Below are 25474 nucleotides of genomic sequence, written 5' to 3' on the forward strand. Positions count from 1 at the left end.
ATACCTACTTTAGCTTTACATGAAAGGATTGATTACGAGGCAGTTTCTTTTTGATTTTTTGGATGGGAAAACTACCTCAATCCAAAGGAAATTAATAGAGGAATGGATAAAAGAGGCCTCCAATGAAGAAATGTTTTATAGCTGTGTCGACGAATGGGAGCGTCGTCATCCACAGTTTGCCCCAAATCGGCAATTGGCACAGCATGCCTTTGAGCAGCTTTTAGAAGGAGAAGAGGTTCCAGCAAACGCTCGTAAAGATATTTCGGATAGGCCAGTAAGAAGCGTGAGTCCGTTGCTAAAGACTACCTCCTTTTGGATGGTAGCCGCTGTGGGTTTGATCCTATTATCCACCTTTGTTTTTAGGGAATCGGTGTTTTATAAGACTTATACTTCGCCGGCGGATCAAACGACTTGTTTCCTATTAAAGGACAGTTCCGAGGTGCAGTTGTTTGCGAACTCTACCTTAATGGTACCTCGATTTGGATTTGGAAGGGAAGCTAGAGAGGTATATTTACAAGGAGAGGCAGGATTTAAAATTACACATCAGAAAAACCATTCCAGATTCCGGGTTATCATGGGGGACGGATATTTGATAGAGGTACTCGGAACAGAATTTACGGCTTTTTCAGGAGAAGAGGGTAAAAGAGTTTTCTTGTCCAAAGGGAAAGTTAAACTTGAATTACCCCAGGGCAAGGAGTTGTATATGCGACCAGGGAGCCAGTTTAAAGCGACTGTCGAAGGAGCGTATAATATTACCGTTCCTAAAGTGGCCCCTCCACCGATGTATGATCCAGGCCAAACTTTTTATTTTGATAATACGCCGCTTACCGAGGTGGTTCAACAAATTGAAAATCGCTTTGGTGTTCAAGTGAAAATAGTGGATAAAAATCTCTTATATACGAGTATAGGAGGCATTTACAAGGTAAAGGAAGCTGAAGAGTTATTAACCTTGCTAGCGGCATTGTTAGAATTAGAAATTACCCAAAAATCAAATTGTATAGAATTGCGTGAAACTAAACATAATGACCTATGAAAACTCCAATTTTACGAACGTGGCTGGTTTGTACAGGCCTGATAATCTCTCGAGTAGGCCTATCGCAGGATATGGCCTATGTCCGAGCGACTCCCAATTCATTTACCAATCAGCAAAAGGCGCCTACCAGCCAGAAGTTGAAGGACGTGTTATTGGACTTAGGTCGAAAATATGAAGTTAGCATTATATTTGAAGAGTCTACTATTCAAGGAATTGTCATCCCAATTACAAATAGCAGCCGTTCTGGGAAGATAGAACAACGCTTGGAGCGAATATTAGAACCTAATGGCCTGGAGTTTAAAAAAGCGGGAGCCAGTGCATTTGTGGTTCGTAAGAAGGAGGTAAAGGCAAAATTAGAAAAGGAGGCGCTCAAAACTTCCGGCCTCCTGCCGACCGCCGGAAGCATTCCCTTAGCTCTAAAGGAAAGTGAGCCTACCCGTATAGCAGAGGTTGTTGTAAAGGGGAAAATTACCGACGAAAAAAATGAGGGCCTGCCCGGTGTGAGTATCTTGGTAAAGGGGAGCAACAAAGGGACAGTTTCCGATATGAATGGAAACTTTAGCATCGATGTTGGAGGGCCAAATGCCATTCTGGTTTTCTCCTATATTGGTTACGAAACCAAAGAGGTGGCAGTGGGCCAACAGAGTAACATAATGGTTCGGCTCACCGAAAATATTAGCAGCCTTAGTGAGGTGATGGTCGTCGGGTATGGTACCCAAAAAAGAGGAGATATTACCGGTTCTATTGGTTCGCTTTCAGCTAAGAATATTAAGGAAATCCAAGTGACTAACTTCGAAAATGCCATTCAAGGGCAGATAGCGGGGGTACAGGTGCAGGAGCCCAGTGGGGAGCCAGGTGCAGCCACTACTATCCGGGTTCGTGGCTTAGGGTCGGTGTCGGCAGGGAATGAACCACTCTATGTGATCGATGGTTTTCCGGTGACCAAAAATATGGATCCTGGTATTCAAGGGGATATAACCCGGAGAACCACGGCATTTGCCTTGCCTGCTTCCAATCCCTTGGGAACGATCAACCCCAACGATATAGAATCGATAGAGGTACTAAAGGATGCATCCGCAGCGGCCATATACGGTTCTCGGGGTTCCAATGGGGTCATACTGATTACTACCAAAAAGGGTAAAAGGAGCTCTAAGCCCGTCATTGGATTCGACGCCTATTTCGGTATCCAGTCTATTGCTAAAAAGGTGGACTTGATGAACGCCGCGGAACTCACCGAGTATGTCTACGACTCTAAGAACAATGCTTACTTACAGGATATTGCGGGGGCTAACATCAACGATGACAATGCCACTCGGTATACCAAAACGACCAATGGTAGCTATTATATCCCCGACGACTTCGCTAATCCCGATGGTACCGATACCGATTGGCAGAAATTAATATTCCATTCGGCGCCAGTACAAAGCTATAATGCTTCGGTGTCGGGTGGGAATGAGACCATGAACTACTATTTTTCAGGGGGTTATTTTAATCAAAAAGGGATCATTGATAGAAGTGGGTTTGAGCGCTACAGCTTTAGGGCCAATTTGGAAGCATCTCCAGTAAAGAAACTGAAAGTAGGCTTTGGCTTGAGCCCGTCGTTTACCAATACCCAACGTAGCCCAGCGGGAGCCCCGTATTTTGCCGATCCCCCTGGAATCGTCTATTCGGCCTTGGTTCACTCCCCAACGGTGAAGCCTTATCTGGCCGATGGAACCATTAATCAGACCGACAATCAATCGCATTTGCTCACTTCCGATGGCCGCGGTGCTAATATGACCGCCGCAAGTAATCCATTGGCAATTATTAATTATGTTACTGACGATCTCCGTCAATTCAGGGTCTTCGGAAATCTTTTTGCCGAATACGAAATCTTATCAGGCCTAAAATACAAGATATATACGGGAGTAGATGTGAACAGCTACAACCGATCCTTCTATATGGCCAAGGCATTCCTGAATCGTACCGCCACCAGCGGTGATCCCTATGCCCAATCTAATGCCTCTTTAAATTATAACTGGCTGGTAGAAAATACAGTTTCCTACGATAAGAGCTTCGGTAAGGCACATAACGTATCGGCCGTGATCGGTTACAGTGCACAAAAAGATCGCCTAGATGCCAACCAAGTGTACGCCCAAAACCATCCCGACGACCTTTCACCTACTATTAGCGGTGGCCAGGTGACTAGTGGTGGGGATAACCGCCAGGAATGGTCCCTGGTATCGGCCTTGGCTCGGGTTAACTATAGCTATATGGATAAGTATTTAATTACCGCAACCATTCGTTCCGATAGATCGTCAAGGTTTGGCGCAGGCAATAAAACGGGTACCTTCCCTTCTTTCTCAGCTGGTTGGAGGTTGTCGGAAGAGTCCTTTATGAAAGGGATTACTTTTGTCAGTGACATCAAGCTTCGCGGTAGCTGGGGAAAAACGGGTAACTTCTTGATCCCTAATTACGCTTCTATTGGCTTGTTGAGCCCTTACAACTACGTGCTCAATAATGTATTGGTGAATGGTATAGCGCCAGTAACAATTAATAATGAAAAGCTGACCTGGGAAAAAACAACCCAAGTGGACATCGGTTTGGACTTTGGCTTATTCCGTAACCGCCTGTCCGTCTCTGCCGACTGGTATAATAAGACTACCTCCGACTTACTCTTAAATGTACAAGTTCCCGCTTCGGTTGGATTCTTAACCGCCTTGCAAAATATTGGTAAAGTAGAAAATAAAGGGGTTGAATTGACCCTGTCGAGTCGCAACTTGGTAGGGGAGTTCACCTGGACCACCGATTTAAACATATCTTCTAATAAAAATAAAGTACTTAAACTTGGGCCAACAGGCGATCCTATATTGAGTTCTGGAGGGGCGGGTATTCGTCACATCACCCAAATAGGCGCTCCTATTGGTAGCTACTATGGCTATGTGGTGGAGGGTATATACCAAACCCAAGCGGAGGTCGATGCGGCTCCAGATGACGCACTCGCTCCTAGTGCCCGCCCTGGAGACTTCCGTTTTAAAGATGTTAATGGCGATGGTAAGATTGACGCCGACGACCGTACGGTAACAGGAAATTACCTGCCTGATTATATCTGGGGGATTACCAACCGTTTTGGCTTTAAAGGCTTCGATATGAGTATCTTTTTCCAAGGCGTGCAAGGCTCCGAGATCCTTAACCTTACCCGAAGACATTTGGGTAATGGCGAAGCCGCTACCAACTCCTATGCCGACTGGACAGAAAGATGGAGATCGGTAGAAAACCCGGGCAATGGGGAAATCCCTCGGGCCGATCGGTTGACGGATTTGCACGGTGGAAATACCCGTCCGTCATCCTTCCAGGTTGAAGATGGTTCTTACTTTCGTTTGCGGAGTGTATCGATGGGCTATACTTTCCCCAAAAGCCTGCTGGGTAGCAGAATCCAGTCTCTGCGTGCTTATGCCTCGGCTACCAACTTGTTTACCAGTACCAAATACATTGGCTTTAACCCTGAAGTCAACAATCAGGCCGGTCTTACTGGCGTTCAGGGCGAAGATTATGGAGCGTATCCCTTGTCGAGAAACTTCACTTTTGGACTTAACGTAACTTTTTGATGGTGGGAATACCCATATTCATTTTTAAAATCGAACCGATATGAAATATAAACACCTTCTTTTGATACCCCTCATGGCCGGGTCGTTATGGTCATGTAGTGAAGATTTTACCGATCTAAATCCCGTATCCCAACGTAACGTCAACGGTTTCTATGAGACCGCCGGGGATATGAATACGGCTATCAACGCCGCTTACAAGGTGCTGCAGAATTCTGGGGCTTATAATCAGAGTTACTGGATTATGAATGAAATGCGCTCGGATAATACCGACCAAGGGCCAGATGGTACCGGGCTGGGAGCAGAGCTGACGGTGATCGACAATTTTTCTGAAATTGCAACCAGCGAAATTGTTACCGCCGGTTATACCGACTCCTTTTTAGGAATTGCCCGCAGCAATATTGTCCTCGACCGCATCGAGGCAATTGAGATGGATGCTGCTTTAAAATCGCGTATCGTCTCTGAAGCGCTTTTTTTGAGGTCATTATTTTATTATAACCTAGCCATCACTTTTGGGAACATCCCCATGCCCTTACATGAAGCCAAGTCGGTGACAGAAGGGGGCAGCCTTACCCAGGTTACTGCTACAGAGGTTTATCAGCAGATAGCCAGCGACTTGGTAACCGCAGAGGCCGGGCTACCCATTAAGTACGCCAACGTGGCCGATGTGGGTAGGGCTACCAAAGGTGCCGCTGCCACTTTGTTGGCCAAGGTGTACCTTACCTTGGGCGACAAGGCCTCAGCCACTACCGTTTTGAAACGAATTGTAGCGGGTTATGGCTATTCCCTATTACCAAATTATGGGAATTTATGGGGTATCGCTAATAAAAACAATGCTGAGTCTATCTTCGAGGTGCAATATAAAGGCGGTGGGACGGGCACCGGAAATGCATTTACAAATGCATTCTCTCCCTTGCTCAAACAAACCACTGGAGCCTATAAAAACAGACCAACCATCGAAATGATGGAGGCATATGAGCCAGGGGATGATCGTTTCTTGAAATCGATGGATACTAGTTATGTCAATACCTCGGGCATCTTGCTCACCAGCTCGATCAATAACGTTCGTTTTATTAATAAATATGGCAAGGAAAATGCCTTTAATGAAGCGGATGCCTCTTATAATTTTGTAGTTTTTCGCTATGCCGATGTCCTTTTGATGCTGGCCGAAGCCCTAGGTGAATCTGAGGAAGCCTATGGGTATATCAATCAGGTACGTGCCCGTGCCAAATTGGATCCGATTAGTGCCGCCACACCCGGTACATTTGCCGAAAAACTGCTGCACGAACGTCGGGTAGAGCTCGCCTTTGAGAACCACCGCTGGGCCGATTTGTTGCGCTTTGGTAAAGCAGCCGAAATGCTGTCAGCCCAAGGGAAAACCATCCGAACTTTGTATCTGATTCCACAGCGGGAAATGGATATCAATTCGACTTTTAAACAGAATACCCTTTAATTTTTTTTTGTAAATAGTATTACATTGTCACGGTTCCAACTTTTCCTTCTATAACGTTAGAGGAGGAACCGTGACAACCTATTCATCAATAGCTTTTCTAGCCCTACCGACTATTCCTAAACTCTTAATTGATACCCTGATCTTTCAGGTAGTGATTCATTCCTTCACTTATTTGTTATTCCATGCATCCTAAATTTAAATACGTGCTGCTTTACCTTTGTTTGGGGTATTTTATGGCAACAACCGGTTCCAGGGCTCAGATGCCTTCGAAGCCGTCTTCTTCGAAAATTTTACAAGATATTAAGAAGCTCAACGTCCTGGGGAACATCCTCTATATGGCGGCACACCCTGACGACGAAAATACCAATTTTATTGCCTACATGGCCAATGAAAAGCTCTATAATACCAGTTACCTAGCCCTCACGCGTGGAGACGGGGGGCAAAACCTGATCGGTCCCGAAATTAGGGAGCAATTGGGGATGATTCGCACCCAGGAACTCCTCCAAGCCCGAAGGGTTGATGGAGGCAAACAATACTTCTCCCGGGCTAACGACTTTGGATTTTCCAAAAATCCGAAGGAGGTATTTACCATTTGGGAAAAGGAAAACCTATTGGCAGATGCCGTATGGGTAATCCGAAACGTAAAGCCCGATGTGATCGTGACCCGATTCCCACCCGACTCTCGGGCAGGGCATGGGCATCATAGTGCGTCGTCCATCCTGGCCGAAGAGGCTTTTGATGCGGCAGCCGACCCAAAGCGCTTTCCTGAGCAGCTTCAGTACGTACAACCCTGGCAAGCCAAACGCCTGATGTGGAATATCAGCATGTGGGGAATTACCAACAGGGCCGAGTTTATTAAAAATGCCAAAGACTATCTGAAGATAGATGTTGGTAGCTATAATGTGCTTCTGGGGAAATCGTATGGGGAGATATCAGCCGAAAGTAGGAGCATGCACAAAAGCCAAGGTTTCGGAACCGTCGGAACACGAGGAATATCGGTGGAGTACCTCGAACATACCAAAGGAGAAAAAACGGCGACGGACCTTTTTGAAGGAGTAAACACGACTTGGACGCGGGTCAACGGGGCTGGGGCAACGAGTGCTATGGTGGACGAACTAGTAAAGAAGTATGATCCTGCTAGTCCCTCTGCTAGTGTACCTGCACTCCTCCAATTGAGAGCTAAAATAGGAGAGTTGCCCGAAGGTTTTTGGAAAACAACCAAGCTAAATGAAGTAGATGAAATTATAAAAAACTGTCTCGGCCTATATTTGGAGGCTGTAGCGGCCGACTTTGCCTATACCCCAGGGGAGGCGATGACGGTGTCGGTAGAGGCCATCAACCGCTCTCCGATCCAGGTATCTTTACAGAGTCTGGTATTCCCTTTTGAGGGTAAGGACTCTACTCTGGCTCTTAGCCTCACCAATAATGCCAGCCTTTCCTTCGATATAAAAACGAAGATTCCCGCCAATAAAGAACTGTCTCAACCCTATTGGTTAAGAGAGGAAATTGGCTATAAGGGTCTGTTTTCGGTAGAGAATCAATTGGAAATTGGCTTGCCTGAAAACCCTCCTGCGGCTACAGTACGCTTTAAGTTAATAGTAGAAGGGCAATCGATCCCTTACGAGGTACCCGTGATCTTTAAGAAAAAGGATCCTGTTATTGGGGAAGTGTACCAACCTTTGGTGATTACCCCGCCCGTTTATGCGAGCATTAATCAGCAGGTTTACATGTTCGACGAGCAGAAGCCTAAGCAAGTAAAGGTAGCCATTAAGGCAGGGAAAGATCATTGTGAAGGTATGGTTCAGTTAGATTTGCCAGAAGGATGGCGCGCCACCCCCAAAACCATCCCCTTTACCCTGAAGGCGAAAGGCGCAGAATGTACCGTGGAGTTCGAATTGTATCCTCCCAAGGAATCACAAGAAATAGAGATAAAGGCCTTGGTGAAGCTAGAAGGAAAAACCTACGACCAAAGCTTAGGAATCATTAGCTACAGCCATTTTCCGGCTCAGGTGTTTTTTCCAAAAGCCGTAGCCAAGGCGGTTAAGCTCGATCTGGTCAAGAAAGGAAATCATATTGCTTACCTGATGGGAGCTGGCGACTTGGTGCCAGAAAGCCTGAGACAGATCGGTTATCATGTCACGATCCTGGAAGATAAGGATATAAATGCTGCTAACCTCCAGCAATTCGATGCCGTGGTGGTGGGGGTTCGGGCTTATAATACCAACGAACGAATGAAGCACTATCAAGCTACTTTAATGGATTATGTAAAGAATGGTGGCAACCTCATTATTCAATACAATACCGATAGGGGATTGGTCATGGATGAATTAGGACCCTATCCATTCGAGCTAACCCGCGATAGAATTACTGTAGAAGGGGCCGAAGTGCGCTTCCTGAAAACCGCTAGCCCGGTGCTGAATAGTCCTAATAAAATTACTGCTAAGGATTTTGATAACTGGGTTCAAGAAAGAGGATTGTATTTTCCTCAGAATTGGGCTCCCCAATATGAAACCGTCATCTCGTCCAACGATCCGGATAGCCCTGCATTGGATGGAGGCATATTAATGGCCAAATATGGTAAGGGTAATTATGTGTATACTAGTTTGTCATGGTTTCGCGAATTGCCCGCTGGAGTTCCTGGAGCCTATCGTGTATTCGTAAATCTTTTGTCCCTTGGAAAGTAATAGCATCGATTTCGTAAAAGAACAAGAAGGGTTGCCCACCAAAATAAGGAGTCAGCGCCTTCAGTCCTTAGATGCCTTAAGGGGCTTCGATATGTTCTGGATTACTGGTGGTGGCAGTCTGGTGCATGCCTTATCGGCGGCCCTGGGATGGGGTTGGCTGCAGGTCATGGACCAGCAGCTTACTCATCCCGAATGGAACGGGTTCCATGCTTATGACCTGATCTTCCCCCTTTTTATTTTTATGGCAGGGGTGTCTACCCCGTTTTCCCTAGATAGCCGCTTGGCCAAAGGAGCTGACAAAGGTGTGCTGGCGCGCAAGGCTATTCAACGAGGCCTGATCCTCGTCCTATTGGGGATCGTATACAATAATGGTTTATTCCAGCTCCCGTGGCAGGAGATGCGCTTTGCCAGTGTGCTCGGTCGGATAGGACTGGCGGGTATGTTTGCCCAGCTGATTTATATCTATTCTCCGGCAAGGATGTTGGTGGTCTGGTTGGGTGCCATTCTGATGGGCTACTGGCTGTTTATGGCCTTCTTTCCAGTGCCAGGCTGCGAGTCGGGCATGCTGACGATGGAATGCAATCCGGCGAGTTACCTCGATCGACTACTGCTGCCAGGGAGATTGCATAAGACGATTCATGACCCCGAAGGGCTGGTGTCCACCATACCGGCTATAGCCACCGGACTTATGGGGATCTTTGCTGGTAAGCTGCTACGGGATAAAGAGTCCTTGCTTACTGCTAACAGGAAGGTCGTTAGGATGGTACTGGCTGGCCTAGCCGCTTTGGCTGTGGCTGGTGCTTGGGATATCGTATTTCCCATCAACAAAAACATATGGTCGAGCTCTTTTGTCTTGTTTTCAGGAGGGTGGAGCCTACTCTTGTTGGCCTTGTTTTATTGGGTTATCGACGTACTTCAGTTTCGTAAATGGACTTTTTTCTTCGTGGTAATCGGCATGAACTCCATTGTAATCTATATGTCCAGGAAAATCGTAGACTTTAACTATACTGCCCAATTTTTTACGGGTGGTCTGCTGAGTCATATCTCCGAGTCAGCAGCCACAGTAGGTGCCGTACTCACTTTTATCCTGATTCAATGGCTCTTTATGTGGGTGTTGTACCGGAACAAATGGTTCCTCAAAATCTAGTATAGGTGAAGCTGTCAGGGCTCAGGAGGCCCCGATAACCCCCATTAGCCTGTTGGCCCGCAAGGGTGGACAGGCTTTTTTTTTGACCGATCAACCTAGCTAAACCAAAATTGGCGAACTGCAAATTAAATAAGTGTTATTTCTCTAAGCAGTTTTCGATATAACAACCCATTCTACTACTTTTGATGTAAACGAATGGGGTATATGACTATGAAGCCTTATTTTTCTTTCGCTTGTTTTATGCTCCTTTCTTTAGGTAGGTTTGGTCAGGTATACGTCAAAGGGGTCAATATCAATGAACTCCCCGAGGTCAAGCGCATTCATCTGATGACCGAGGAGTACTTCCCCTTGGCGGGAGATAACTTCTTAGACCTTTGGCTCGACTATGGTCAAGAGGATAGGTTTACGCCCAAAATGTTTAAACAAAACAGCAATATTACCGATTCCTTAGGGGTCCAAAAGAACTTTCGGACTACGGGTCAGCTGATAAACTTTATGGAGAATCAGGGCTGGCAGCATTATCTGACGGTGGCTGCTGGGACCGAGAAAAACAACGAATTTCGTCATTTCTTTCGTAGAAAGGAACCTTAGGCAGGTCGGGTTACTGTCGGTCCCATATAGGATAACTTTCCGTAAAATATGTTAGCTTAACAGGAATTTCTGTTAAGCCTTTTAGCTAGAGGCCTCTAACTTTGTAAAAAATCAAGAGCCATGGCAGAGGATATCCTATATATAAAGTCGATCAGTCAGTTGCATTCCCTATTCGGATTCGACAGACCCACCCATCCGTTGATTTCGGTAATCGATGTGAGCCAATTTGAAATTAGCCCAGACTGGATCGGTAGGAAAATCAGCACCGATTTGTATTCCATCGCCATGAAAGATGCCAGCTGTGGGATGGACTATGGACGGAATACCTACGATTTTGACGAAGGGGTGTTGATCTTTACGGCACCGTACCAGGTAACTTCTACCAAAAGGGCGCAAACTCGGAATGAAATTACGGGATGGATGGTATTTTTTCATCCCGATTTGATACGCAATACCCACTTGGGACAGGGTATTGACGACTATGGTTTCTTCTCTTACGATGTTTATGAGGCCCTGCACCTTTCCGATTCGGAACAATATACCTTGAATGAATGTGTTCAACTCATTCAAAGCGAAATTGCAGCGCGTATCGACAACCACAGCCAGCGGGTCATTGTTAGCACCTTGGAGCTACTGTTAAACTATAGTGCGAGGTATTATGAGCGCCAGTTTAGCACCCGAAAGGCACAAAATGTGGACGTGGTCAGTCGCTTTGAAGCGCTGCTAAAAGGCTATTTTAAAGAGGGTAAATTGGCGGAATTGGGGTTGCCCTCCATCGAATACTTTGCCGAAGCCATCCATTTGTCTTCTAACTATCTTAGCGATCTTTTAAAAAAGGAAACGGGACATACGGCCAAGGACCATATCAATTTATTCATTGTAGAAAAGGCTAAGACCTTGCTTGTAGCCGATACGGACTCCATCAGTGGCATAGCCTATCAGTTGGGTTTTAACTACCCCCATTACTTTAGCCGTATGTTTAAATCTAAAACCGGACTGACGCCCCAGGAGTACCGTCAGCACCACCATCTAAACTAAAATCTATGAAACTAATAATTACGGGTGCTTCGGGAATGGTAGGCCAGGCCGTTCTTTTGGAGTGTTTGGACGATGCCTCTGTGACCGAAGTGTTGGTGATCAACCGGCGGCCCATCGATAAGCCAAATGTGAAGCTTAAAGAACTATTGGTGCAGGAATTTGCCGACATGGCGGCTCATGCCGATCATCTAAAGGGATATGATGCTTGTTTACATTGTATGGGGGTTTCGGCAATGGGGATGTCGGAGCAGGAATACACGACCATTACCTATGGCTATACCAAAATATTGGCCGATGTACTTTATGGAAACAATCCGGATATGACTATGATCTATGTTTCGGGTGTTGGGACGGATAGTTCGGAGAAGGGGCGAAGCATGTGGGCTAGGGTGAAGGGACGGACTGAAAACTATGTACTTAACAAGGGGTTTAAGGATGCCTATGCCTTCCGCCCAGGATTGATTTTAACCGAGAAAGGTGTGAAGTCGAGGACTGGTTGGTATAATACCGCATACGCAGTATTACGTCCGTTTTACTCAGTTTTGGGCAAACTGAATAATGCCAATACAAGTAGTGAGCTAGGGAAGGCCATGCTGGTACTTTGCCAAAAACCGAACGCAAAGAAGGTGATTCATCCTGTCGATATTACCCGACTTAGTCTTTGAAGGGGAAGGCCGGGGCTCTGAATTTTGACCGTATGACGACATTTTAATTAATTATTACCTAATGAAAAAATTATTGGTTTGGATCGGCCTGAGTTTATTGGCTACTATCCTGATATTGATAGGAGGCACGGTCTTTTTTATGAATACGAGCCCGCAAATAGGACAAAGGCCCGAGGGGGCCGATCTGGAGCGAATACGGCTGTCGAGCCATTACGGTGCCAATGGTTTTGTGAACATAACAGAAACCAACACCGGGGATATCTGGGAGGTACTCAAAACCTTGCCTTCTATGCTATGGGCCAAAAATACGAGTCCACTTCATCCCCTGCCCGCAGCCTTTGAAGACCAGTCCCAGGCAGCCATCGATAGCCTGACTTATATCACCTGGTATGGACATTCGGCATTTATGATTGAATTGGACGGAAAACGCATCCTGATCGACCCCATGCTGGGCCACGTAGCCGCTCCGGTCTCGTTTGGGAGCAAACGGTTTGCCTATCAAAACGAGATTCCTATCGATCAATTAGACGCCATAGATGTAGTCCTATTATCGCACGATCATTACGATCATCTCGACTATCCCACCATCCTGCGACTTAAAGACAAGGTAAGGCATTTTATAACGCCATTGGGCGTAGGGTCTCATCTAAAGGCCTGGGGAGTTGCCCCCGAAAACATTACAGAGCTCGACTGGTGGGAAGAGAGCCGAAGGGATGGTATCCGTTATACGGCTTGTCCGGCGAGGCACTTTTCGGGCCGAGGCCTCACCGATCGCGATGCCACCCAATGGGCTAGTTGGGTGCTGCAATCCGAGGCCGAAAAAATATACTTTAGCGGGGATGGAGGGTATGGAACCCACTTCGCAGAGATAGCTGATAAGTTTGGACCGTTCGATTTTGCCATGCTCGAATGCGGACAGTACAACCCAGCCTGGAGCAACATTCATATGATGCCCGAAGAGACGGTACAAGCCGGTCTGGATTTGAAGGCCCGGCTGTCGATGCCCATCCATTGGGGGGCGTTTAGCTTAGCACCCCATGCCTGGACGGAGCCTATTACCAGGTTTACCAAAGCTGCCGATAGACAGAAGCTGCCCTACGTTTTGCCGACTATCGGCCAGCGATTCGCACTGGGCCAGCAATTCCCCAAAAGCCTCTGGTGGCTGCAGGGAGTGTAGAAGCAAGGGAAGGGGGGACGTAAAACAATAAAGTTGACGTTTAAAGTAGCGGGTCACATTGATCACGTTAAGTGGGAGATAACTTGTAGAAGCACAAATAATGGCTTTTGAAGGGTTCAGGCTGACAATTTTAATTAATATAAAAGGGCTATTGGGCTCTATTATTTTTATTTCAGGGTTTTGTGTGCTGAAAACCGGAATTGGTGTTATATGGTCCGGTTCGGTTTATTGACTTTTGTATTATCAATCAAACGTTTCAACCATAGCAAATATGAAAAAGACTATTTTAATAACAGGAGCCAGCTCAGGCATAGGAAAGGCGAGCGTAAAGAAATTTCAGGCCGAAGGGTGGAATGTGATTGCTACCATGCGGTCGCCGGAGAATGAGACGGAACTCAATGAATTAGAGGATGTTCTGATAGCAAAGCTCGACGTTCAAGATCAGCAGAGCATCGACAAGGCCGTGCAGGCCGGTCTGGCCCAATTCGGTCGTATCGACGTCGTCCTTAATAATGCGGGCTATGGCTTGCTAGGGACCTTTGAATCGGTAGCCAAAGACAGCATTCAACGACAATATGACGTCAATGTATTTGGACTCTTTGATGTGACCCGCACCGTATTGCCGTATTTTAGGAAACAAAAATCGGGGATGTTTATCAATATTTCTTCTGTTGGCGGTAAAATAACCTTCCCCTTGACCTCCTTATACCACTCTACCAAATTTGCCGTGGAAGGATTTAGTGAATCCGTACATTATGAACTGGCGCCCCTGGGCATTAAGGTGAAGATTGTAGAACCGGGCTCGGTAACTACCGATTTTGGAGGTAGGTCCTTGGATTTTCAGCACGATACCAATTTGGACGAATACAACGACTTTGTAGGACCCGTTATGGAGTCTTTTCAAGCCTTGATGGATCCTGCAAAATCGAGCCCTTCGGAGCTGGTTGCAGAGGTTATCTATGGTGCCGCCACCGACGGCAGCGACCAGCTGAGGTACCGTGCTGGTGCCGATGCCGAGCAAATGCTCAGTGCAAGAGGTGCTATGTCGGACGAGGCCTTTATCGACATGATGAAGCAGCAGCTTGATATTAAATAGCAGAATCGAATGGATATCTCTTTCTGGGTTGGGTTATAGGAGCCTAGCACAGGGAGAGGTTCTATTTGGAAGGATGCACCAATCTTTTCAAAGATATACCGTCGATAATTTTTGACACTTAACCAGTTGAATTCAAGTGTGCACCAGTGAATTTAGGGGAAATCATTTATAATTTTTCTTCGCTCCAAAAACTCGTCAAGGGATTCCCAAATTGCCGGGGAATAGTCAAAGTTAGCCCCATATTCAAATTCTATAATTTCACCAGAATCCAATTTTTCTTTACCTAACAAATAATAGCTATCGCCAATATGATAGCTGAAATATTTTTTTGCTGTGCTGAAAGTAATGGTATCTCCTATATGATATTTTTTAAGAATGCTTGGGTCATTTTTGAAGTCCTCCTCCGATGAAACATCAATATAATACGCGCTAAACCTATTGGAGCTTTCGATACTTCGCTTGAGTGCCGAGGGTTGTTTTACTATATACGCTTTGTTCAAATAAGGTTTAAAGCGTTGGTCGTGGGACAGATCGGTAGTGGATGAATATGCTATAAACCAAAGGAACAGGCCCATAAAAACGAGTGCCGCAATGAAAATACCTGCTATAATCATTTTTGATTTCTTCATGTATAGGCAAAAATAGACGCTGACTGAGGTTAATGTTCCTCCAAAGGTATTTTACTTTTTTCGAATTTGGGAGTATGGGCAAATTTGATGCTCCGTTAATGAACGGCTAAGCCTGGGTTTGGGGATGGTACTTGTCGGGCATGAATATCCTTTACCTGGTCATAAGCAGAGTTAAGATTAAAAGTAATTAGATTCATTTCTACGAGTGAATCCCTTGGCTCCTTTAGGGGTAATTTCCGGGGCCATGGTATCCATAGTCGGCCTGAAAATTATGTATATTTACAGATAATTTAAAAAGTGATACTTGAAAATCGAACAAAACATAGAGAGGCTAAAGTACTTACTGACACTATTTAAGATGTCGGTTGAAGAACTTTTGCCTTTAATAAATGAAGGCTTGGCTAAGCCTATTACAAAAGAACAAATATTAAGCCCAAATATTGAACTTGGGCACCTTAAAAGAATTGACAAGATTTTTAAGAAAGGTATCCATTACTATTTAGACCCTAAAGTTCCAGATGTTTCTAAAGATGCTAGCATCTTTTTTAGAAAAGCCAAATTCGATGTGAATTTAAGTTTGGGTGCTAGAATAATAGTAAATCATTTTGAAGAGTTTAAAATCTCCTTATCTGCAATTGCTGCACTTTCTGATATAAAATTTGACAGGATTTTGCCAGTGTTTACATTGAATAGCAATCCAAAAGAGGTTGCGGCAGAGGTGAGAAAATTAATTAGTCCTGAAGCAAAGATTAAGGATAAAGATTTTCTAACTGAGTTGATTAAAAAGCTTGCAGAGAAAAATATTTTTGTATTTGAGTTCGTGGAGACCTGGAATAAAAAAGAAAAGGCAAATATTGACGGTTTTTTCCTTCAACCAAATGTAATCGTACTCAAAAGGCAACAAACTTCTTTTAAAAGAGAAATATTTACTCTTGCACACGAATTGGGCCATTTTCTTCTGAATGAAGAGGAAATAGACCGAATAGATTATCAAGACTTCGCTAATGATAAATTATCAAAGATTGAATACTGGTGTAATGAATTCGCTTTTTATTTTCTTGGTGGTGAATTTGTAAAGATCATTGAAACTATTGATCATTCAACGGCTCATAATGATTATAATATCGACCTAATTCGCTCAATATCAGAAAGTACTCATTTAAGTAGAATTGCAATTTTTACAAAATTGCTTTTGCTTAACAAAATTAGTAGAGCTAATTATGACCATGTTAAGGCTGGATTTGAAGAGGATTTTAGAATTAAAAATGACGAGCTTAAAAAGAAAAGAGAACTAGATAAACAGAATGGTATTATTTCAGGTGGTTCAACGCCATTGCCGATTAAGTCTCCACTATTGGTATCGACTATCCAGACAGCATTTTACGAAGGCGTAATAAATGAGTATGAGTTTTGTAAAAAGTTAAACATAAAACCCGACAAAATAGACCGCTTCCTCTATGAAAGTAGTAATTGACACCAGTTCTTTATTGTCATTGGTTCGGTATTACTTGCCATTTGACAAGAAAACGGTTTTATATGAGGCAATTATGTCAAAAATTGCAAATGGAGAAATATTAATTATTGATAAAATAATTGATGAGTGTGCCTATTTGTCTAAAGGGGTTGTCTTGTCTTTTCTTGCTTTTTTGACTGATAAAAAATTTACTAAAACGCATAAAGTCCCACTGAATACTGAATTTATTTTGCCGACTTCACCTGCTAAATTTTATCGAATGGTAGATAACCAGTTTGTGAATGGTGTTCAGAAAAACCGACTAACTGAAACGCAATACGATTCTGTAAAAAACGATTTTATGAATTCGGCTGATATGAAATTGATTTTAACTAGTTTAAATGTTAAAAAAGATAATCCAACTGAGGAAATATATCTGGTTACGGAGGAAACTGAGATTAGTAATGACAACAAAGTATTCAAAAAGATACCTGCAATTTGTTATCAATTAGGCATTAATACAATAAATATCCAACAACTGATCGTCAAGTTTGAAGGCCTAACCTTCGAAATAAGATAATACAATATACGCTTCCCATAATCCCAGGCCTAATAACCCCAATGATGTAAAGATTCGCCATAATTCTGTAAGCTTTTTCAAAAAAAAATTATAGACCTTTGTACTTTACAAATTATCATGAAAAAGATTCTGGCAATCTTATTGGTCTTCTTCTATCTCGGTACTACATCGGGATTTAGCCTGCATATGCATTACTGCATGGGGGAGCTGATCGATTTGGGGCTTACGAAATCGGATTTTGAACATTGTGGAAATTGTGGAATGGAGAAAAGCCATTCGACGAAAAGCGGCTGCTGTAAAGAGGAATCGAAGAAAATTCAGACCGACGACGCCAGTCCCGGGGTCGATGCCGGTTTCAATACCTTGCTGCTGTCGCCTGCCGTGTTGGAAATGAAGATACTTCCGCCATTCACTTTGACCACCGTCCTATCTCCCCAAAAGGATTACCCCGTCGGTCCGGCGCCACCCCGCAGTAAACCGATCCGAGTTTATAAGCTGAATTGTACCTACCTCATTTGATATTCTCCCCAACAGCCGATGTTCTAAATCGAGCTGTCAAAGCGTCCTATGCTCCACTGCCTTGTGGTGGGTCGAGATAAGACTCCTCGCATAGTTTGACGAATTCTTTTATTATTTCCCCTTAGTAATCTGCCCATCGACGGTGGTCAGCGTCGTAGGCTCCTCGTTCGGTTTTGACTATCAAGCCGACCCAGGGGGTCGGTGAACTGGCTGTTTTTAGCCTTTAAACTTAAAAACATGGTACATCATATAATTTCATGGTCCTTAAGGAATCGCTTTATCGTACTGAGCCTCGCCTTAGCGCTCTTGATATGGGGTGGATTTGCCGTCAAAAAGAATCCTATAGATGCCATCCCCGATCTATCCGAAAACCAAGTGATTGTTTTTACGGAGTGGATGGGAAGGGGACCACAGCTCATCGAAGAACAGGTGACTTACCCCTTGGTTACGAACCTGCAGGGGCTTCCCAAAACCAAATATGTAAGAGGAACCTCTATGTTTGGGATGAGCTTTATTTACATCATATTCGATGATGATGTGGACGTATACTGGGCTCGTTCCCGGGTGCTGGAGCGGCTGAGTACCGTAACAGGCACTTTGCCCGAAGGGGTGACGCCCCAGCTTGGGCCCGATGGTACAGGCGTGGGCCATGTGCTATGGTATACCCTCGATGCGCCAGGCATGGACCTGGGAGAGCAGCCGGCGCTGCAAGACTGGTACATCAAGTTTGCCTTGCAAAATGTAGAAGGAGTGAGTGAGATAGCCTCCTTTGGTGGGTTCCAAAAGCAATATCAGATCACAGTCGATCTCAATAAACTGCTGTATTACGGGCTTACCGTGCCGCAAGTGATAGGGGCCGTTCGCGCCAATAATAACGAGTCGGGTGGGCGGAAGTTTGAGATGAGCGATATAGGTTATATCATCAGAACCACCGGTTACCTGCAATCTATCGAGGAAATAAGTAGTATTCCTGTCCTCAACCAGAATAGCATACCAGTGCGAGTGTCGGATGTTGCGACCGTTCAAATGACCGGGGAGGCTCGACTGGGTATATTTGACCAAGATGGAGAAGGGGAGCGAGTGGGAGGCATCGTGGTGATGCGCTACGGCGAAAATGCCGCTGAAGTTATAGAGAAGGTGAAGGCCAAGATGCTCGAGACGTCCAAAGGGTTTCCTAAAGGTGTGAAATTCGATATTGTTTATGACCGGGGCAAGCTCATCCAGGAATCCATCGATTCTATCAAGCATACCCTCGTCGAGGAGATGATCGTGGTGTCGCTGGTGGTACTTATATTTCTATTTCACTGGCGCAGTGCCCTCAGCATCATTATTCAAATCCCCATTACGATTGCCGCCAGTTTTATCTTATTAAATGCCTTTGGGATTTCGTCTAACATCATGTCGTTGACTGGGATAGCCTTAGCCATTGGGGTCATTGTAGACAATGGTATCATCATGAGCGAAAATGCTTATAAGCACCTTTCGCAGCGCTATGAAGAGTGGCAAGAAGAGCAAAAAAAGACAATAATATGAACTGGTATAAAAAAAAGAAAGACATGATTCCAAGCTGGATTTCGGAGGAAGAGCGCTTGGCGATCATAGAGAAATCGAGCAAACAAGTGTCTCGTGGGGTATTCTTTGCCACCATTATCATCATTACCTCGTTTCTCCCGGTGTTTATGCTTACTGGGCAGGAGGGCAAGTTGTTTCACCCATTGGCCTATACCAAAACCTTTATTTTGGTAGTCGATGCCTTGCTGGTCATTACCCTGGCACCGGTCCTAATCTCCTTTATTTTGAAGGGGAAGTTCCGTCCCGATCACGAAAATCCGGTGAATAGACTATTAGAAAGGGTATATGAGCCGATTGTGAGGGCCGTCTTGAAGTGGAGAAAAACGACCTTGGCGGTCAATATAGTAGCCCTTTTGGCCACCATACCCCTACTAACTAGCCTCGGAACCGAATTTATGCCCCCCTTAGATGAGCAGAGTATCTTGTTTATGCCGGTTACCTTGCCCGATATTTCCAATTCGGAAGTCAAGAGAATCTTACAGGTTCAGGACAAAATTATTAAGTCGGTGCCCGAAGTAGAGACGGTACTGGGGAAGGCGGGACGAGCGAGTACGGCCACCGACAATTCGCCCATTAGCATGATCGAGACCATCATCAAGCTGAAGCCTAAGTCGGAATGGCGCCCTTCCATCACCAAAAAGGATATCGTGAAAGAGCTGGATGCGAAGTTACAAATTCCGGGCGTGATCAACGGATGGACGCAACCCATCGTCAATCGTATCAACATGCTTTCTACGGGTATAAGGACGGATGTTGGGGTGAAAGTCTATGGGAAAAACTTGGATACCATTGCTAGGGTTTCGGAGAAGATAAAAAGTACCCTAGAAGGTACCGCCGGGATTAGCGATTTGTATGTGGAGCCTGTTACCGGTGGTAAATATCTTACCATAAGTCCTCGAAGGGAGGACTTAAGTAGGTATGGTCTTCGGGTCGATGACGTGAACGAGGCCATAGAATTTGCCTTGGGAGGGGCGTCCATTGCGAATACGATAGAGGGCCGGAAGCGGTTTTCAATCAATGTAAGACTGGCGCAGTCTTATCGGAATAGCATAGAGACCATCAAGAGACTGCCGCTCATGTCGCCGGTCTTGGGGGAGGTTCCACTATCGGCGGTGGCCGACGTAGCCTTTGAAAATGGTCCGCCTATGATCAATTCCGAAAATGCCATGCTCCGAGGGGCCGTATTATTTAATGTACGTGAGCGAGATTTGGGGGGGACGGTTCAAGAAGCCATCGAAAAAATGAGCCGGGCCAAAGGGATACTACCCCCGGGATACTATATAGAATGGAGTGGGCAGTACGAAAATCTGATCAGAGGACAACAAGCCTTAATCTGGATAGCACCATTGGTATTATTGATCATATTTTTGGCCCTTTATCTCGCATTTAACTCACTTAGAGAGGCCTTTCTTAGCCTTATTACGGTGCCGTTTGCACTCATTGGCGGAGCCTATATGATCTATTTTTGGGGTGTTAACCTTTCGGTAGCGGTGGCTGTAGGGTTTATAGCCCTTTTTGGAATAGCAGTGGAGACGGGAATTGTGATGGTGATCTACTTAAACGATGCGATGGCCCAATTGGTGAAGTCCAAGGGGAATTCGGCCGATAGTATCACTCCGGCCGACCTCCGAAAGTATGTCGTTCATGGGGCCGTAAAGCGGCTGCGTCCCAAATTGATGACCGTATGCGTTTCCCTGTTTGGACTGGTGCCCATCCTATGGTCCAATGGCGTGGGGGCCGATGTGATGACGCCCATCGTGTTGCCGATGATTGGAGGGGTGTTGACTTCCTCTACCCATATTTTATTGGTAACCCCATTGATTTTTCTAATGACAAAAGAATATGAGTTACGTAAATACGGAAAACTGCAGATCCATGATACCCAACATTAAGCTGATTATTGGACTATTGATTATGGCATGGCCGGGGCTTGTCCATGCTCAGGACCCGAGGGTGTTGAGCCTTGACACGATAATAAGCCGAATAAGTCGGAACAATAGTCTGCTACAATCCTACGCGTTAAAGGCCGAGAGCTATGCGCACAGTGCCGACGCCGCCACTGCTTGGATGGCCCCTATGGTGGGGGTAGGAACTTTTATGACGCCCTATCCCGGTCAAAACCTGGGAGAAGGGGTCGGCAAAGGAAATGTCATGTTCGAAATAGCACAAGATATACCCAACCGAGCCAAGCTAGAGGCTAAGCGAAATTTTATTGGCTCTCAGGCCGATGTCGAAAGGGCTACTCGAGAGGTGACCCTGAATACCTATAAGGCCATGGCCAAGCGGCTATATTATAATTGGCTGATTGCCGATGCGCGCATAGGAGTCCTCCAGGAAAATGAACGACTATTGGTGTTAATGAAAAAGATAGAGGAGGTTAGGTATCCTTATAACCAGGTTGCGCTAGGAGGGGTGTATCAGGCGGAGGCCAAAATTCTTGAAAATAGGAATAGGATGGTGATGCAAGAAGGTATTATTGGGAAGGCCAAGGGTTATTTGAACAGTCTGATGAATGCTGAAGGGAGTCATGACTTTACAATTGACACCACGCTGCATCCCAAATTTTTACCCACCGTTACTTATGATACTACCCTGCTGGCAGATACCAGGAAGGATATATTTCAGATGGATGCTCGCATACGCACTATGAAGCTAAATATAGTTAGTAGCAGACAACAAAAGAAACCCGACTTTAAAATCCGGTTCGATCATATGTCCTCCCTATCGGCCATGATGCCCAATGCCTTTAGTGTAATGGGGATGATGAGTATCCCGATCGCCCCATGGGCCTCCAAAATGTATCAATCGGATATTAAAGCCATGCAGCTCAATGTAGCCGGTATGCAGAAGGAAAGGGCTGCTAAGTTGGTAGAAACCCAGGGGGCATTAGTTGGGATGCAAGCTGAAATTGGATCGATCCAACAGCGACTGGCCACCATGGAGCAGAAAATTATTCCGGCCTTACAAAAATCGATGGACGCCTATTTTGCCAACTACCAGGAAAACAAAGAAAAGCTATCGGTGGTGATCGATGCTTGGGAGGCACTTACGATGATGAAAATGACGGTGCTCGATGAGAAACTAAAACTTTATGAACGGATAGCGGATTATGAAAAAGAACTATATCGGTAGCCTAACAGTGGTGCTATTCATGACGATAGTGATATTGGCGGCCTGCCAATCGGAATCGGGTAAGGAGGACCATGCCCACCATGACGAGCAAGGGTATACTTGCCCCATGCACCCTCAAATATTGGAGGAAAAGCCGGGGAAGTGTCCGGTTTGCAAGATGGACCTGGTGCCTAAAAGCGCCAGACATGAACTGACCCTTGACAGTACCTATGACGCTGCGTTGATGCCTGTGAATGAACAGGTGATATCACAGATTACGCTCGTTAGGGCGGATAGCGGCACCAGAATCATGAATGCCGAGGTGGAAGGTGTGGTCACCTACGATACCAAAAAACAGGTCAGGCTGGCCTCCAGAGTAGGGGGTAGAATGGAGCGCTTGCTGGTCAAGTACAATTACCAGCCCGTCTCTAAAGGCGAGCTGATCATGGAGATTTATTCCCCAGAATTAGCCTCCGCCCAGCGGGAGTTGTTGGTATTGCGAGGTGATAGTAACAACCTGGCCTTATTCGAAAAGGCCAAACAACGGCTTTCACTCTTGGGTATGAGCCAAAGGGAGGTCGATCAGGTGTTAAGGACTGGGCAGGTGCAGTATAAGGTGCCGGTTTATAGCCCTACCAATGGGTATATAGTAGAAACAGCGGTGGCTCTTCCAAAAGCGGGTCTTAAGACTGTAGCCACTGCGGGTGCCGCGATGGGTGCCTCGGGGAATATTGGAGGGATGGTACCACCAGCGACTGCCTCAGTAAGCCTGTTGCGAGAGGGCCAATATGTAAGTTCGGGGCAAACGCTCTTTACCCTGTACCAGTTAGATGCCCTCGTGGCCGAATTTGCCCTATCGGCCGATATCGCCTCCCAGGTGAAACATGGACAAAAAGTTTTTTATCAACCTATCGGACAGGGCGATGTCCTGCTAAGCGGGAGTATTGGTCTCATCGATCCGGTTTTTCGGGCTGGCGAAAAGTTTAGCCTTATTCGAGTTTACACCAAGGACAAGAATTTAATTCCGGGGCAACTTCTGAAGGCCCGTATTCCACTGATCATGAGGGGAGGTTATTGGCTGAATGCTGCCGCACTGTGGCAAACGGGTACTAGTTCTGTCGTTTTCAAAGAGGAAGAGGGCGTGCTGGTCCCACACCAGGTAGAAACAGGGATCATGATGGATGGTCAGGTACAGGTATTGACCGATATTGAAGGCTGGAAGATAGCCTCCAATGCGGCCTATTTGATTGACAGCGAGAGTTTTGTGAGGTATCAAGAAATTATAAAAAACTAAGCTTATGAAACGGAATGAGTTTATACTATTAGCCGCCTCATGGGTTTCAGGGGTGCTGCTGCTTGGCTGCTCGGCCGATCAGCAAAAGAGCGACCTGGCCAAGGTTACCTATACTTGCTCCATGCACCCTCAAATCGTTCAAAATAAGCCAGGCACTTGTCCCATATGTGGGATGGACTTGGTGGTAGTGGTTAACAGTACTTCTGGAGCCACCATCACCTTGGGGCCTAGCCAAATGGCCTTGGCCAATATATCGGTAAGGCCTGTTGGAAAGGGGATGATGACTCATTCTAAGCCACTCAATGGTCGATTGGTAGTGAACCCCGAACGTACGACCGTGGTGTCGAGCCGAATAGCAGGTCGTCTGGAATTGCTGTATGTGAGAGAAACAGGAGTGAGGATAGCCCAGGGGCAGCCCTTATACAAAATATATTCGGAGGAGCTTGCTGCTTTACAACAGGAGTATCTTTTAGCGCATGAACAGGTAATCCAATTTCCGTTGGACTCCCGATTTGCTGCCATAGAGAAGGCCTCCATTCAAAAGCTAAAGCGCTATGACCAGAGTGCTTCGGATATAGAAAATCTGAATCCGACGAAAAAACAGGAGCCTTATGTACTATACCGTGCTCCCATGAGTGGTACGGTGGCCGATGTGGGCGTGTTCGAAGGCCAGTACGTGTCCGAAGGCAGTCCGATATTGCGCATCGAAAACTATTCCACACTATGGGTAGAGGCCGATATATATCCAGAAGAAGCGCGGTGGGTAGGGAAAGGGAAAAAGGTGGAGGTGCAAATTCCTGGCTCGGAAGGAGATGCTGTACCCATGACGATCGATTTTATTACTCCCGTTATTGAAAGTGCAGGACAAGTGGTCAGGGTAAGGGGCACCATTGCCAATAGTACCGGACAGTGGCAACCTGGGATGCAAGCACAAATACTATTGCCTGTCGAAGGCAAGACCGATGCTATCACCTTGCCAGTTGATGCGGTGATACGCGATAGCCATGGGGCACAAGTCTGGGTTCAAACCAAGCCCGGAACCTTTACAGCCCGATCCGTAGGCCTAGGAATAGAAAATGACAAACAAGTAGAAATCATACATGGGCTATCAGAAGAAGATAAGGTGGTGGCGACGGGCGCCTATCTTTTGTACAGTGAATATATCTTAAAAAAGGGGGCTGACCCCATGGCAGCGCACCAACATAACTAATCAAATATTTGTTAAATCTAAATTTATAATCCTATGAAAAAGTTAATAAAATGGAGCATGCCTTTGGCTGTCGTATTTGTATTGTCGGCATGTAACGGACAGAAAAATCAGCAAGAAAATTCCCTTGATCACCACGATGGAATGGGCATGGAACAAACGGCAGAAATGCCGATGGAGGAAGTTCAAAAGGTGGTCATTAAGGACGCCTCCCTGAATGCCGTGTATCAGCATTACGTACATTTGACTAATGCCCTCATCGATTCGGATGTGGCAGAGACACAATCAGCCGCAGCGGCCATAGAGGTAGGGATGAAGGATATGGGGGCATCTGAGAAAATGGTAAAAACAGCCGCTCAAATCACGGAGGCTAAGGACTTGGAAAAACAAAGATTACTTTATGCGACGCTGAGCGACGATTTGATTCCCTTAATTAAAAAAGCGGGACTAAGTAGTGGAGAACTTAATGTGGATTTCTGTCCTATGGCCGGTGATCAAAAGGGAGCCTACTGGCTTGCCGGACATAAGGACATTAAGAACCCCTATATGGGCAGCAAGATGATGACCTGCGGGTCGGTTAAAGAGACCTTGAAAAAGTTGTAGTCATTTTGGTAATTGGTCAGCCTGATCGGCAGAACCAG

20 protein-coding genes are annotated in these 25474 nt (G+C 45.7%); 19 read left to right on the forward strand and 1 reads right to left on the reverse strand.

The window, feature by feature from the left end:
• Nucleotides 1-19: 19 nt before the first annotated feature.
• The 10 genes from CLV98_RS06900 to CLV98_RS06945 all read left to right on the forward strand — a co-directional run bounded on the left by CLV98_RS06900 (nt 20) and on the right by CLV98_RS06945 (nt 14468).
• Nucleotides 20-1033 (forward strand): FecR family protein, encoded by a 1014-nt coding sequence (locus CLV98_RS06900; protein ID WP_109673597.1) that lies wholly within the window; start codon nt 20-22, stop codon nt 1031-1033.
• Nucleotides 1030-4620: a SusC/RagA family TonB-linked outer membrane protein gene (locus CLV98_RS06905; protein ID WP_109673598.1), complete on the forward strand. Its 3591-nt coding sequence runs from the start codon at nt 1030-1032 to the stop codon at nt 4618-4620. Before CLV98_RS06900 ends, CLV98_RS06905 begins: the two co-directional genes overlap by 4 nt.
• A gap of 40 nt (nt 4621-4660) precedes the next feature.
• Complete coding sequence (locus CLV98_RS06910; protein ID WP_109673599.1) at nt 4661-6070, forward strand: RagB/SusD family nutrient uptake outer membrane protein; 1410 nt, start codon at nt 4661-4663, stop codon at nt 6068-6070.
• Between the two features lie 182 nt (nt 6071-6252).
• Complete coding sequence (locus CLV98_RS06915; RefSeq protein WP_229203254.1) at nt 6253-8754, forward strand: PIG-L family deacetylase; 2502 nt, start codon at nt 6253-6255, stop codon at nt 8752-8754.
• The gene (locus tag CLV98_RS06920; RefSeq protein ID WP_262512136.1) at nt 8744-9901 is read left to right on the forward strand and encodes an acyltransferase family protein; all 1158 of its coding nucleotides are present in this window, start codon (nt 8744-8746) and stop codon (nt 9899-9901) included. The genes CLV98_RS06915 and CLV98_RS06920 overlap by 11 nt, the downstream gene beginning before the upstream one ends.
• 204 nt (nt 9902-10105) lie before the next feature.
• Nucleotides 10106-10492, forward strand: a complete 387-nt coding sequence (locus CLV98_RS06925; protein WP_146202239.1) for a hypothetical protein — start codon at nt 10106-10108, stop codon at nt 10490-10492.
• 120 nt (nt 10493-10612) lie between these two features.
• Nucleotides 10613-11530 carry a helix-turn-helix domain-containing protein gene (locus CLV98_RS06930; protein ID WP_109673601.1) on the forward strand — a complete coding sequence of 306 codons (918 nt, stop codon included), beginning with the start codon at nt 10613-10615 and terminating at the stop codon, nt 11528-11530.
• Between the two features lie 5 nt (nt 11531-11535).
• The gene (locus CLV98_RS06935; protein ID WP_109673602.1) at nt 11536-12195 is read left to right on the forward strand and encodes an NAD-dependent epimerase/dehydratase family protein; all 660 of its coding nucleotides are present in this window, start codon (nt 11536-11538) and stop codon (nt 12193-12195) included.
• Nucleotides 12196-12256: 61 nt separating this feature from the next.
• Entirely contained in the window at nt 12257-13372 is a 1116-nt protein-coding gene (locus CLV98_RS06940; RefSeq protein WP_109673603.1) for an MBL fold metallo-hydrolase, read from the forward strand.
• A 271-nt stretch (nt 13373-13643) separates the two neighbouring features.
• Nucleotides 13644-14468: an SDR family oxidoreductase gene (locus CLV98_RS06945; protein WP_109673604.1), complete on the forward strand. Its 825-nt coding sequence runs from the start codon at nt 13644-13646 to the stop codon at nt 14466-14468.
• Nucleotides 14469-14620: 152 nt separating this feature from the next.
• Here CLV98_RS06945 and CLV98_RS06950 read toward each other — a convergent pair whose 3' ends face one another.
• A complete protein-coding gene (locus CLV98_RS06950; RefSeq protein WP_146202240.1) occupies nt 14621-15097 on the reverse strand; it encodes a hypothetical protein in 477 nt (158 codons plus the stop codon).
• Nucleotides 15098-15401: 304 nt separating this feature from the next.
• Here CLV98_RS06950 and CLV98_RS06955 point away from each other — a divergent pair, with 304 nt between their 5' ends.
• The 9 genes from CLV98_RS06955 (at nt 15402) to CLV98_RS06995 (ending at nt 25436) form a co-directional block, all read left to right on the forward strand.
• Nucleotides 15402-16571, forward strand: coding sequence for an ImmA/IrrE family metallo-endopeptidase (locus tag CLV98_RS06955; protein WP_211319991.1), 1170 nt, complete (start codon nt 15402-15404; stop codon nt 16569-16571).
• Complete coding sequence (locus CLV98_RS06960) at nt 16555-17130, forward strand: DUF4411 family protein (RefSeq protein WP_109673607.1); 576 nt, start codon at nt 16555-16557, stop codon at nt 17128-17130. The genes CLV98_RS06955 and CLV98_RS06960 overlap by 17 nt, the downstream gene beginning before the upstream one ends.
• Before the next feature lie 117 nt (nt 17131-17247).
• Nucleotides 17248-17649, forward strand: a complete 402-nt coding sequence (locus CLV98_RS06965; RefSeq protein ID WP_109673608.1) for an HYC_CC_PP family protein — start codon at nt 17248-17250, stop codon at nt 17647-17649.
• A gap of 237 nt (nt 17650-17886) precedes the next feature.
• Nucleotides 17887-19182, forward strand: a complete 1296-nt coding sequence (locus CLV98_RS23985) for an efflux RND transporter permease subunit (RefSeq protein WP_109673609.1) — start codon at nt 17887-17889, stop codon at nt 19180-19182.
• The gene (locus CLV98_RS23990) at nt 19179-21113 is read left to right on the forward strand and encodes an efflux RND transporter permease subunit (RefSeq protein ID WP_109673610.1); all 1935 of its coding nucleotides are present in this window, start codon (nt 19179-19181) and stop codon (nt 21111-21113) included. Before CLV98_RS23985 ends, CLV98_RS23990 begins: the two co-directional genes overlap by 4 nt.
• On the forward strand, nt 21097-22353 hold the full coding sequence (locus tag CLV98_RS06980) for a TolC family protein (protein ID WP_211319992.1): 1257 nt from the start codon (nt 21097-21099) through the stop codon (nt 22351-22353). Before CLV98_RS23990 ends, CLV98_RS06980 begins: the two co-directional genes overlap by 17 nt.
• The gene (locus CLV98_RS06985; protein ID WP_109673612.1) at nt 22331-23626 is read left to right on the forward strand and encodes a heavy metal-binding domain-containing protein; all 1296 of its coding nucleotides are present in this window, start codon (nt 22331-22333) and stop codon (nt 23624-23626) included. The genes CLV98_RS06980 and CLV98_RS06985 overlap by 23 nt, the downstream gene beginning before the upstream one ends.
• Nucleotides 23627-23630: 4 nt before the next feature.
• A complete protein-coding gene (locus tag CLV98_RS06990; RefSeq protein ID WP_158281211.1) occupies nt 23631-24836 on the forward strand; it encodes an efflux RND transporter periplasmic adaptor subunit in 1206 nt (401 codons plus the stop codon).
• Between the two features lie 33 nt (nt 24837-24869).
• The gene (locus tag CLV98_RS06995; RefSeq protein WP_109673613.1) at nt 24870-25436 is read left to right on the forward strand and encodes a DUF3347 domain-containing protein; all 567 of its coding nucleotides are present in this window, start codon (nt 24870-24872) and stop codon (nt 25434-25436) included.
• Nucleotides 25437-25474 lie beyond the last annotated feature (38 nt).

Origin of the sequence: Dyadobacter jejuensis (assembly GCF_003149085.1) — a bacterium.
Classification (GTDB): Bacteria; Bacteroidota; Bacteroidia; order Cytophagales; family Spirosomataceae; genus Dyadobacter; species Dyadobacter jejuensis.